Here is a 10546-nt window from a genome sequence, read left to right as displayed (position 1 = left end):
GGCCGGAGTCCCCGGCCCGCCCCGGCCCCCGGCAGCCGGACGCCGCCGCCGAGGCGGCCCGCCGCCGCAAGAAGCTCATCAACGTCACCCGTCCCTGGCTCCTGCTCGCCCCCTCCCTCGTGGTCCTCGCGGGCCTGCTGCTCTGGCCGCTGATCCAGGTCGGCAAGCTCTCCCTGCAGGACTACGAGGTCAAGTTCGGCGGCGGCGTCGGGACGTTCACCGGATTCGACCACTACAAGGACCTCCTCTCCAGCGGCCTGCTGTGGAAGACGGTCCTGCCCAACACCGTCTTCTTCGCCTTCGCCTGCGTCGGCCTCACCGTCGCGCTCGGCACCCTCGTGGCGCTGCTGCTCAACCGCCTGGGACCCACCTGGCGGGTGCTCTGCTCGATCGCGATCCTCGCCGCCTGGGCGATGCCCGCGGTCACGGGCACGTACGTGTGGATCTGGCTCTTCCAGCCGCAGGACGGCATGGTCAGCCAGATCGCCGGGGCGGTCGGCCTGATCGACCCGGAGACCACCAACTGGTTCACCGAGCGCGGCCCGTTCTACGCGATCGCCACGCTCAACGTCATCCACCACGGCTTCCCCTTCGTCGCCATCACCGTCCTCGCGGGACTCATGACGATCCCCAAGGAGCTGTACGAGGCGGGGGAGCTGGACGGCGCGAACGCCTGGCAGCGGTTCTGGAACATCACCGTGCCGACGATCAAGCCCGTCTTCCTGGTGGTGACCATCCTCTCCACCATCTGGGACTTCAAGGTCTTCACCCAGATCTATCTCCAGCCCGGCGGAGACGGCTCCAACGAGGACGTCTACAACCTCGGCGTCTTCTCCTACATCCAGGCCTTCGCCAAGAACGACTACGGCACGGGCGCCGCCGCCGCGGTCCTGCTGACCGTGCTGCTCCTGGTGATCACCGTCGTCTACATCCGCACGCTGTTCCGGCAGGGCGAGGAGGACCTGTGAGTACCCGCCGCACCACCCTCGCCTCGCGCATCGGCATCCCGGCCGCGGTCGTGGCGCTCCTGGTCTTCACGCTGTTCCCCGTCTACTGGATGATCTCCACGGCGCTCGACCCGAAGGCCGCCGTGCGCGGCTCGGACGTGCTGCCGAGCGGCATCAGCCTGGAGCACTTCGAGTTCGTCTTCGACAAGGGCAACTTCGGCACCTACCTGATGAACTCGGCGATCGTCGGCCTCGCCACGATCGTCGCGGCCGCGCTGCTCTCGCTCTTCGCGGCCATCGCGGTGGCCCGGTTCAAGTTCCGCTTCCGCACCTCCGTACTGATCATGATCCTGATCGTGCAGATGGTGCCGCTGGAGGCGCTGGTCATCCCGCTCTTCATCCAGATGCGGGACTACGACATGCTCAACTCCCTGCTGGGACTGAGCATCGTCTACATCGCCCTCTCGCTGCCGTTCGCCATCTGGACGCTGCGCGGGTTCGTCGCGACCATCCCCAAGGAGGTCGAGGAGGCCGCCTACATCGACGGGGCGTCCTGGCCGCGGATGTTCTGGTCGGTGCTGCTGCCGCTGGTCGCGCCGGGGCTCGTCGCCACCTCGATCTTCGCCTTCATCACGGCGTGGAACGAGTTCGTCTTCGCGTACACGTTCATGAAGGGCAGCGACAAGTACACGGCGGCCGTGGGCATCTACCAGTTCTTCGGTGAGAACTCCACGGCCTGGGGCCCGGTCATGGCCAGCTCCACGCTGGTCACGCTGCCGGTCATGATCTTCTTCGTGATCGTGCACCGCAAGCTCGGCTCCGGCCTCGCGGCCGGCGCCGTCAAGGGCTGACCCACCACCCGCGGGGAGGCGTTCTGGGTGCGCACTACGGCACCTTGAACGTCTCCCCGTACACCTTCCACGTCAGCGGTGTCCGCAGGCCCAGGTTGCCGTCGTAGAGGAACTGGCGCTGGGCCGTGTCCACGCGCGTGGTGTCGCGGTGGGCCTTCTCCTGCTTCATCGCCTTGCGGCGGATGTCCAGGAAGATGTCGAGGTACGCCTTCTCCTCGCCGCCCTGGGACGGGGTGTCGGCCTCCTTCAGGGTGGCCTCGCGCAGGCCGTAGAAGCCGCGCGGGCCGGTGCCGGGGCCGTGCAGGACCATCGCGTCGTAGTAGATGAACTGGCCGAGCGTGCCGAGTCCGTCGAGCTTGGCCAGGCGCACCGCCGGGTCGAAGTAGACGCGGTCGCGGACGTCGTCCTGCGCCGCGCGGAAGTCCGGCTCGGCCGCCTCCGCCTGCCACGCCTTCGTGAAGCCGGGGTCCAGGCCCTCGTGCGAGTCGCTGCCGTCGACCTCGCGCAGCGCCGGCAGATAGCGGGCCAGGCCGTTGTCCGGGTGGTCCTTGGTGTAGCGCTCGACGAGGCTGAGCAGGTCGTGGGTGCCGGTGCAGAAGCCGATGATGCCCGCGGTGTAGCCGTGGCCGTCGTCTATGTCCTCGATGTAGCCGTACTGGCCGCGCCAGTCCAGCGTCGAGTTCTCCGCGCTCGCCACGAGCTTGTGGGCGAGGTCCTTCTTGGCGGGGGCGGCGAGGCCCGGCGGCAGCTCGGCGATCAGCTTGTCGTCGGCCTCGATCTCGGCCGCCGTCTTGTCCTTGCCGTACGGGCGTCCGGCCGCGGGGCGCTTCGCGTCGGCGCCGGAGCCGTCGTCCGCGTCGCCGCCCAGGAGGTAGGCGGCCACCGTGGCGAGGGGGGCCACGGCGATGACGAGAAGGAGACCGGCACGTTTCATTCGCGCAAGATTACGTGCGCCTTCGCGGTAGCGCGTCTTCCGGATTCGACGCCTCCAGGGACCGGATCCGACTCTATTGACTAATAGTCAATTCGGCGCCAGTCTCGGGATCCGTACCCCGCCATGGGGGTCGGCCCGGGGAGGCGACGTGAGTACCGAAGCGCACGAGCGACGGGAACAGCTGGGCGCGGAGCTGCGCGACCAACCACCCGAGTCCTTCGGGCAGTTGGCGCCCGAACAGCTCGCCGCGCTGGCCGACGCGCTGAAGAGGCAGCGCGAGAACCGCGCCGCGGGCCTGAACGAGGCCGCCGAGGAGGCCCTCGCCCTCGTGCCCGCGCTCGCCCGCGGCCCCGTACGCCGGATTCTCTTCCGCTAGCCGACAGGAGCGAGGAGTCAGCATGGACAAGCTGCGCGGCAGGGCCGAGACCCTCAAGATCGCCCGCCTGCTCGACGTGGAACCGGACGCGCTCGTCTTCCTCCAGGCGCTGCCCGTCGACGACGTACGCCGTTTCCGCGCCCAGAGCGTCGCGGCGCTCTTCGACCGGGCGCCCGACATGCTCGACCGGATCGCGGCCGCCACCAGGCTCGTGCCCGCCGGGGTCGCCGCCGCCATCTCCCAGAAGGCGCTCGGCCCGCGCCTGGCCGCCGCCGTCGCCGGACGCCTGGAACCGGCGCGCGCCGCCGACATCATCGAGAAGCTCCCGGTGCCCTTCACCGCCGAGTCGTGCGCCCACCTCGACCCCCGCCGCATCAAGGGCATCGTCGACCGCCTCGACGAGAACCTCCTCGTCCGCGTCGCCGTCGCCCTCGCCGAACGCGGCGACCACCTGACCATGGGCCGCTTCGTCGGCCACCTCCCGGACGCCGCGCTGCGCCGGATCCTGCCCCAGGTCGACGACGCCGCCGTCCTGCGGACGGGGTTCGCCATCGACGACCCCGAACGGCTCGGCCACCTCATCGACCTCATGGGCGCCGAACGCCTCGCCTCCGTCATCGCCTCGGCCGCCGCCGACGGACTGTGGCCCGAGGCGCTGGCCGTCGCCGGCATGGTCACGGGGGAGCAGCGCGGCCGCATCGCCTCGCTCGCCGCCGCCCAGCCGCGGGACCGCCTCGACTCCCTCGTCACGACGGTCGCCGAGCAGGACCTGTGGGAGTCCCTGCTGCCGCTCGTCGCGCTGCTCGGCGAACAGGAGCGGCGGACGGTGGCCGAACTGCCCTCGCTGCGCGGCGCGGACGTGCTCGGCGGGGTCGTGCGCGCCGTCGTCGCCACCGGACTGTGGGCCGAGTTCCTGCCCCTGGTCGACGCGCTGCCCGACGCGTCCCGCAAGGTCGTCGCCGACACCGCGGGGGCGCTGCCCGCGCCCGACCTCGACGCGCTCGCCCGCGAGGTCGACAAGCAGGACCTGTGGGAACTGGTCATGCCCCTGGTCGAGTTGATGGACGACGACGCCAAGACGCGGATCTTCGCCCTGCCCGCGTTCCAGGACCAGGCGGGGTGAGCGGCGGGGCGCCGCCGGCCCGGTGGCCCACCGGTCCGGCCCTCGGCGGCCCGCGTAGCCCACATGGCGGACGAAGGATCGATGCGGCGTCCCCGCACGAGTGACACCGCGCATCGAAGGACCCCCGTCAGGGGATGCGGCAGGGGCATCCACGAGCCGGGCCGCGCGGTCCGGTTCGCCCGACGGGAAAGGTCTTCATGCGTCTTCGCCACACCGCCGCCGCAGCTCTCGGCGCGCTCGCCCTCGTCGTCACCCTGCCGACCTCCGCGAGCGCCGCCACCGGCGACTTCTCCTACACGTTCGTCGGCCCCGACGGCTACCCGCAGTCGATCACGCTCCACGACCCGGAGAGCCCCGGCTGCATCACCCTGCCGGAGGCCGCGGACCCGGACGCCTCCGAGCCCGCCTTCGCCCCGCACAACGACACCGACACCTGGGTGATGGTGTTCACCGGGCCCGACTGCACCGGCGACTCCTGGACGCTGCGCCCCCACGGGCACCCCGCCACGGACCGGCTCAAGCTGCGCTCGGTGTACCTGACCGACCGCCGTTGAGCGGTGCCGGGCCACTGAGCGGTGCCGCGCCGCCGGGCGCGGCCGCCGTCACCCCGTCGTCGATCCGCCGTCCACGGTGAACTCCGCCCCCGTGATGTACGACGACGCGTCCGACGCCAGGAACAGCACCAGCTCGCCGACCTCCTCCGGGCGGCCCATCCTGCCCAGCGGCAGATGCGACCAGTCCCGCCCGGCGGAGGTCGTGGCGATCATCGGGGTGTCGACCGCCCCCGGGTGCACGGAGTTGACCCGCACTCCGTATGCCGCCAGGTCCAGCGCCGAGGAACGCGTCAGCCCCCGCAGGCCGAACTTCGTCGACCCGTACGCCGCGTGCCCCGGGATCCCGACGAGCCCGGCCGTCGACGACACGTTCACGACCGACCCGCCGCCCGCCTCCTTCAGCGCGGGCAGCACCGCCTGGATGCCCAGGAACGGGCCCAGGAGGTTGACCCGGATCAGCGCCTCGAAGTTCTCGTACGTCTCGTCCTCCACGGACGCCGTGCGCCACAGCGCCGCGTTGTTCACCAGGGCGTCCAGCCGCCCGAAGGTCCCGACGGCACGGGCCACGGCCGACGCCCAGCTCTCCGCGTCGGTGACGTCATGACGGACGAACACCCCCTGGTCGCCCAGCGATTCGGCGACCTCGCGCCCCTCCTCCTCGCGCACGTCCGTGACCACCACCCGCGCCCCCGCCGCGGCGAACAGCCGCGCCTCCGCGGCGCCCTGCCCCCGGCCCGCGCCGGTGATCAGCACCGCCTTGCCGTCGAGCCCGTGGGAGATCTCCCGGACGCCGCCCATGACACGCCTCCTCACCCATGACGAAGAGGAATATCTCTAGCAGTCATACGTACAAGGCAGAAGAGCCGTGACGTACGGGCTCAGGCGCGGCGGAACGCGCCGGGCGTGACGCCGTAGACCCGCTGGAACCAGCGGCCGAAGTGGGCCTGGCCGGCGAAGCCCGCGGCGGCCGCCGCGTCGGCCGGCGAACTCCCCGACCGCAGCAGGGCCCGCGCCCGGCGCAGCACGAGCTGGCGCCGGTAGTCGCTGGGCGCCAGACCGTACTCGGCGCGGAACGCCCGGTAGAGCGCGAACCGGCTGCAGCCCGCCGCCCGCGCCAGACGCTCGGCGGACAGCGGCTCCAGGAACGCCTCGTCGAGCAACTCCCGTGCCCGGTGGGCTGCTTGGCGGCGGGCCCGGTCCGTCGACGTACGGACCGCCGCCGGGGAGCGGAGGTCGCGCCGCGCCGCGTCAAGACGGTGACGGCCGCGGTCAGCCGCTCATCGCGCACCAGCGGGTCCGCGCCGCCCGCCGGCGCCGCGTACAGCCCGGCGAGCGCCCCGGAGAGCACGGGGTCGGTCAGCACGGGACGGTCGAACAGTCGGCCTCCCTGATCCCGCCGCGGAACCGGCCCCGCCGCGTACCCTCGACCGCTGACGCCCGCCCGTCGGGCCGTGGACAACGCGGGTTTCTTCCACGCCGGTCCGGACCCGCGGGCCGTGCCGGACGACCGGCTCTACGGCCAATTGGTGGGCGAGTTCCCGGCGTGGCTGGCGGCGGCGCGGGCGCGGGGGATCGTGGCGTAGGGCCGACCGTCAGGCCGTGCCCGCCGGGGTGCCGTCCGTGCGCCGCGGCTCGCGCCACATCGTCCACAGCACCGGGCCCTCGCCCGGCAGCCGCATCTCCTCGCGCACGGCGAAGCCGAAGTGCTCATAGACGGGGATGTTCGACGGCTTGGAGGACTCCAGGTAGACGGGCAGGCCCGCCGCGTCGGCCTGGGCGAGGCCCGAGCGCAGCAGGGCCGAGCCGTGACCCTGGCCCTGGGCGGCCGGGTCGGCGCCGATGAGGGCCAGGGACCAGTGCGGCTCCTGGGGCGTGTGCTCGGCCGCCGTCTCCACGGCCTCCCGGAACAGCCCGGCCCGGTCGCCGAGGATGTCCAGGAGCTCCTGGATGGTCCCGGCGTCGGGGACGGCCTTCTCCTGCGCGTCCGCCGGCACCCAGAACGCGGCCGCGGCGTCGGTGCGTTCGCACACGCCGTGCAGCCCGTACTGCCGCGTGAAGATCGTGGTGAAGTAGCGGCCGAGCGCCGTCTCACGGGAGGCGGCGTCGGGGAAGAACCAGCGCATCATCGGGTCGTCGTCGAAGGCGCGGGTCAGGGTGCGGCTGATCAGCGGCGCGTCGTCGAGGGTCGTCGACGTCGGCGTGTTCGATATCGGCATACGGGTCATTCTGCACGCGGTGATCTTGAGGGGCGGGGCCGGGGGCCCGGAGCGGGAGAGGGCCGGTGGGCCGGGGCCTTCGGCGGCCGGCCGGCCCGGGGCGTGCGTCAGTCGACCATCCGCTCGCGCAGCCTCAGGATCGTGCCCGCGTCGAGGCCGAGCCCCTTGGTGAGATAGCCCTGCAGCCCGCCGTACCGCTGGGTGGCCTCGGACAGCGCCGTGTCGAGATAGTCCGTGCGGACCTCCTGGAGCGGGATGATCAGGTCCGGGTTCTGCATCATCCCGCCCTGCTTGAGGGCCTCGCGCACCTTCGCGTCGTACGCGGCCCGGTACGTGTTGGACGCCAGGTAGTCCGCGACGGCCGTGCGCTCGGGCACTCCGACGAGCCGCAGCAGGAGGTAGGTCGTCCAGCCGGTGCGGTCCTTGCCCGAGGTGCAGTGGTAGAGCAGCGGCGAGCGGCTGTTCGCGATGTCGCGCAGGGTGGCCGCGAACCGTGTGCGGTTGGTGGAGTCGGTGACGAACGTCCGGTAGACGTCCCGCATGAACGCGGCTGCCCTGCCGTTGCCCAGCATCTCCTCCTGCTTGACCGGGTCCTTGGCGCCGATCGCGGTGATGAGCTGCGTGAACAGGCCGTTGTCCGTGACCGGCCGGGACACGGGGGCGAGCTCGGCGGGCAGCCGGTCCGCGCCGTCGTACTGCACCTCTGCGGGCACCCGGAAGTCGATGACGGTCTTGAGGCCGAGCCGGGAGAGCGTGGTGAGGTCGGCGTCGGTGAGCTTGCTGAGGGCGTCGGCGCGGAAGACCCGGCCGGTGCGGACCGTCTCCCCGTCGTAGGTCCGGTAGCCGCCCACGTCCCGTACGTTGACGGCGCCCTGGAGCGGGACCTGGCCCTGGTACGCGGCGGGCGCGCCGGCGGCGACGGTCCTGGCGGGGGAGGCGGCGGTGGTTTCCGTGGGGGCCGCCCAGGCGGGCAGCGTGCCCAGGGCGAGCGCGGAGATCGCCAGTCCGGCCGCGGTGCGGGTACGAGAGATGCGCATCGGTCCGCCTTTCCCAACCAAGCGATTGTTTGGGCGAAGGTAGCGAGGCGCCCGTGAGGGAGGAAGGGCGGTGCGCCAAGTACTGACGAATCGTCAATTCTTGTAGAGCGAGGCCGGGAGATCACTCAACGGCCCGGACGGCGCCCGGCGCCGCCCCCCCGGCCGCATGAGTGGCGTACGTCTCCCGGGCCCCCGGAACACCGGGCGCCGTGACCGTGTTAAAGTACTGTGTTGCAGTTTTGGTACCCATGAACTTTATGTGCGCCTGACGGGAATGCTCCGAAGGCGCATTATTGTTTTTCCGGTTCTCTCCGGATGGGGGTCATTGCGGCGCTGGGGATTCGCAATTCCGCGATTCTCCCTACTCTGCCCCTGTTGAGGAGATTGACATGGCAACCGGCACCGTTAAGTGGTTCAACTCGGAAAAGGGCTTCGGCTTCATCGAGCAGGACGGCGGCGGCCCCGACGTCTTCGCCCACTACTCGAACATCGCCACCCAGGGCTTCCGTGAGCTCCTGGAGGGCCAGAAGGTCTCCTTCGACGTGACCCAGGGCCAGAAGGGCCTGCAGGCCGAGAACATCGTTCCCGCCTGATCGTCGCAGCGCGAACCTCACAGCCGAGGCCCGCACCGTCACGGTGCGGGCCTCGGCTTGCGCTGTCATCGGGCCCGACCGGGCCCAGAGCCGAAAAAGGCTCAGAGGTCCGGAAGTCCAGCGACCAGGAAGGCATTTCCGTATGAACCGCTCCGAACGCCCGGCACGCCCCGCCCGCAAGCGGCCCGCTCCCGCAGGTGGAAAAGGCAGGCCGAACGGATCGGCGCGCTCCGCGCATTCCGCGAAGAAGTCCGGAAACCGTAAGCCGCGGCCGGTGCAGGGCGGCGAGTTCGCGCTGCCCGAGACCGTCACGCCCGCGCTGCCGGCCGTCGAGTCCTTCGGTGAACTCGACATGCCCGAGGCCCTCCTGAAGACGCTGGCCGCCCAGGGCGTCACGGACCCCTTCCCGATCCAGGCCGCCACCCTCCCCAACTCCCTGGCCGGGCGCGACATCCTGGGCCGTGGCCGCACCGGCTCCGGCAAGACCCTCGCCTTCGGGCTGGCCCTGCTGGCCCGCACGGCCGGCCGGCGCGCCGAGCCGAAGTCGCCGCTCGCCATGGTCCTGGTGCCCACGCGCGAGCTGGCCCAGCAGGTGACGGACGCGCTCACGCCGTACGCCACGTCGGTGAACCTGCGGGTCGCGACCGTCGTCGGCGGTCTGTCGATCGGCCGGCAGGCGGGCACGCTGCGGCGCGGCGCCGAGATCCTCGTGGCCACGCCCGGCCGCCTGAAGGACCTGATCGAGCGCGGCGACTGCGACCTCTCGCAGGTGCGTACGACGGTGCTTGACGAGGCCGACCAGATGGCCGACATGGGGTTCATGCCGCAGGTCACCGCGCTGCTCAAGCAGGTCGAGCAGGGCGGCCAGACCATGCTGTTCTCGGCGACGCTCGACAAGAACATCGACCGGCTCGTCCGGATGTTCCTCTCCGACCCCGTCGTGCACTCCGTCGACCCGTCCGCGGGCGCGGTCACGACGATGGAGCACCACGTCCTCTACGTCGCCGACGAGACGGACAAGAAGGCCGTCGCCATGCGGATCGCCGCGCGCGAGGGCCGGGTGATCATGTTCCTGGACACCAAGCGGGCCGTCGACCGCTTCACCAAGCGGCTGCTCGCCAACGGGGTACGGGCCTCCGGCCTGCACGGCGGGCGGTCGCAGCCGCAGCGCAACCGGACGCTGGACCAGTTCAAGAACGGCCAGGTCACCGCGCTGATCGCCACGAACGTCGCGGCGCGCGGCATCCATGTCGACGACCTCGACCTGGTCGTCAACGTCGATCCGCCCACCGACCACAAGGACTATCTCCACCGGGGCGGGCGGACCGCTCGTGCGGGGGAGTCGGGCAGTGTCGTCACGCTGGTCCTGCCGGACGAGAAGCGGGACATGACGCGGCTGATGTCCGACGCGGAGATTCGTCCCCACACGGCGCGGATCGCCTCCTCCGACGAGGAGCTGGTGCGGATCACCGGGGCGCGGGAGCCGTCGGGTGTGCCGGTGGTCATCGAGACGCCGCAGGCCGCGGCGCCGTCGGCCTCCTCCTCGGCGCGGCGTCGGCGGCCCCGTGGGGGCGGGGGCGGTGGCGCGTCCGGTGCCGGGGCGGGGCGTTCTCGCCGGGGCCGTCGCGGAGGCGGCGCGGGCTCCCGCCGAGCCACGCCGTAACACGTTCCCCGCCCCGGCTGGCGCCCACCTGCGCCGGGGCGGGGCCCCTCTGGCCGTGGGCCCGCACGGTCCGGCTGCGCCGGGGCTGGAGCCACCTTATCGCCTCTCGGCGCCGGGGGCTGTGCCCGCCTGCACCGGGCCTGGTGCCTCCTTTATCGCCACTCTGCACCGTGGGCTGTGCCCACCCTTCCCCAAGCTCTCGGCTCCGCTCGAGCAGGGGATGCCCCACTCGCCGTGCGGAACGCCTGCCCA

The 10546-nt window shown here is 71.8% G+C and carries 12 protein-coding genes and 1 pseudogene; 8 read left to right on the top strand and 5 right to left on the bottom strand.

Annotated features, from left to right (window positions below; all coding sequences use genetic code 11):
• A partial coding sequence (locus AOK22_RS25875; RefSeq protein WP_055701118.1) for a carbohydrate ABC transporter permease occupies positions 1-968 on the top strand: 968 nt, incomplete at its 5' end.
• Complete coding sequence (locus AOK22_RS25870) at positions 965-1798, top strand: carbohydrate ABC transporter permease (protein WP_055701117.1); 834 nt, start codon at positions 965-967, stop codon at positions 1796-1798. The genes AOK22_RS25875 and AOK22_RS25870, both read left to right, overlap by 4 nt.
• 34 nt (positions 1799-1832) lie before the next feature.
• On the opposite strand, the gene AOK22_RS25865 is transcribed toward AOK22_RS25870, so the two are convergent.
• Entirely contained in the window at positions 1833-2732 is a 900-nt protein-coding gene (locus AOK22_RS25865) for a chitosanase (RefSeq protein ID WP_055701116.1), read from the bottom strand.
• A gap of 148 nt (positions 2733-2880) precedes the next feature.
• On the opposite strand from AOK22_RS25865, the gene AOK22_RS25860 reads away from it, so the two are divergent.
• The 3 genes from AOK22_RS25860 (at position 2881) to AOK22_RS25850 (ending at position 4785) form a co-directional block, all read left to right on the top strand.
• The gene (locus AOK22_RS25860; protein WP_055701115.1) at positions 2881-3108 is read left to right on the top strand and encodes a hypothetical protein; all 228 of its coding nucleotides are present in this window, start codon (positions 2881-2883) and stop codon (positions 3106-3108) included.
• 22 nt (positions 3109-3130) lie between these two features.
• Positions 3131-4231 carry a hypothetical protein gene (locus AOK22_RS25855; protein WP_055701114.1) on the top strand — a complete coding sequence of 367 codons (1101 nt, stop codon included), beginning with the start codon at positions 3131-3133 and terminating at the stop codon, positions 4229-4231.
• A 197-nt stretch (positions 4232-4428) separates the two neighbouring features.
• Positions 4429-4785 (top strand): hypothetical protein, encoded by a 357-nt coding sequence (locus AOK22_RS25850; protein WP_055701113.1) that lies wholly within the window; start codon positions 4429-4431, stop codon positions 4783-4785.
• Positions 4786-4833: 48 nt separating this feature from the next.
• Here AOK22_RS25850 and AOK22_RS25845 read toward each other — a convergent pair whose 3' ends face one another.
• Both AOK22_RS25845 and AOK22_RS42975 read right to left on the bottom strand, forming a co-directional pair.
• A complete protein-coding gene (locus AOK22_RS25845; protein WP_055701112.1) occupies positions 4834-5583 on the bottom strand; it encodes an SDR family NAD(P)-dependent oxidoreductase in 750 nt (249 codons plus the stop codon).
• Between the two features lie 80 nt (positions 5584-5663).
• A complete protein-coding gene (locus tag AOK22_RS42975; protein ID WP_055701111.1) occupies positions 5664-5945 on the bottom strand; it encodes a helix-turn-helix domain-containing protein in 282 nt (93 codons plus the stop codon).
• Between the two features lie 276 nt (positions 5946-6221).
• Between AOK22_RS42975 and AOK22_RS40025 the strand changes: the two are divergent.
• A pseudogene (locus tag AOK22_RS40025) lies at positions 6222-6368 on the top strand (VWA domain-containing protein); the annotation flags it as partial.
• Between the two features lie 9 nt (positions 6369-6377).
• Here AOK22_RS40025 and AOK22_RS25835 read toward each other — a convergent pair.
• The gene (locus AOK22_RS25835; protein ID WP_055701110.1) at positions 6378-7001 is read right to left on the bottom strand and encodes a GNAT family N-acetyltransferase; all 624 of its coding nucleotides are present in this window, start codon (positions 6999-7001) and stop codon (positions 6378-6380) included.
• 107 nt (positions 7002-7108) lie between these two features.
• The gene (locus AOK22_RS25830) at positions 7109-8038 is read right to left on the bottom strand and encodes a tyrosine-protein phosphatase (protein WP_055701109.1); all 930 of its coding nucleotides are present in this window, start codon (positions 8036-8038) and stop codon (positions 7109-7111) included.
• A gap of 389 nt (positions 8039-8427) precedes the next feature.
• Between AOK22_RS25830 and AOK22_RS25825 the strand changes: the two genes are divergently transcribed.
• Complete coding sequence (locus tag AOK22_RS25825; RefSeq protein WP_055701108.1) at positions 8428-8631, top strand: cold-shock protein; 204 nt, start codon at positions 8428-8430, stop codon at positions 8629-8631.
• Between the two features lie 142 nt (positions 8632-8773).
• Positions 8774-10294 (top strand): DEAD/DEAH box helicase, encoded by a 1521-nt coding sequence (locus AOK22_RS25820; RefSeq protein WP_055701107.1) that lies wholly within the window; start codon positions 8774-8776, stop codon positions 10292-10294.
• The last annotated feature ends 252 nt before the right edge of the window (positions 10295-10546 follow it).

Source organism: Streptomyces silaceus (genome assembly GCF_001419745.1).
Lineage (GTDB): Bacteria > Actinomycetota > Actinomycetes > Streptomycetales > Streptomycetaceae > Streptomyces > Streptomyces silaceus.
The sequence above is the reverse complement of the archived record's forward strand: the minus strand, read 5'-3'. Positions and strand labels throughout refer to the sequence as shown.

Excerpts from the sequence above, each read along its gene's own strand:
- AOK22_RS25865 (WP_055701116.1), bottom strand. The coding sequence starts at position 2,732 with ATGAAACGTGCCGGTCTCCTTCTCGTCATCGCCGTGGCCCCCCTCGCC.
- AOK22_RS25855 (WP_055701114.1), top strand. The coding sequence starts at position 3,131 with ATGGACAAGCTGCGCGGCAGGGCCGAGACCCTCAAGATCGCCCGCCTG.
- AOK22_RS25850 (WP_055701113.1), top strand. The coding sequence starts at position 4,429 with ATGCGTCTTCGCCACACCGCCGCCGCAGCTCTCGGCGCGCTCGCCCTC.
- AOK22_RS25845 (WP_055701112.1), bottom strand. The coding sequence starts at position 5,583 with ATGGGCGGCGTCCGGGAGATCTCCCACGGGCTCGACGGCAAGGCGGTG.
- AOK22_RS25835 (WP_055701110.1), bottom strand. The coding sequence starts at position 7,001 with ATGCCGATATCGAACACGCCGACGTCGACGACCCTCGACGACGCGCCG.
- AOK22_RS25830 (WP_055701109.1), bottom strand. The coding sequence starts at position 8,038 with ATGCGCATCTCTCGTACCCGCACCGCGGCCGGACTGGCGATCTCCGCG.
- AOK22_RS25825 (WP_055701108.1), top strand. The coding sequence starts at position 8,428 with ATGGCAACCGGCACCGTTAAGTGGTTCAACTCGGAAAAGGGCTTCGGC.
- AOK22_RS25820 (WP_055701107.1), top strand. The coding sequence starts at position 8,774 with ATGAACCGCTCCGAACGCCCGGCACGCCCCGCCCGCAAGCGGCCCGCT.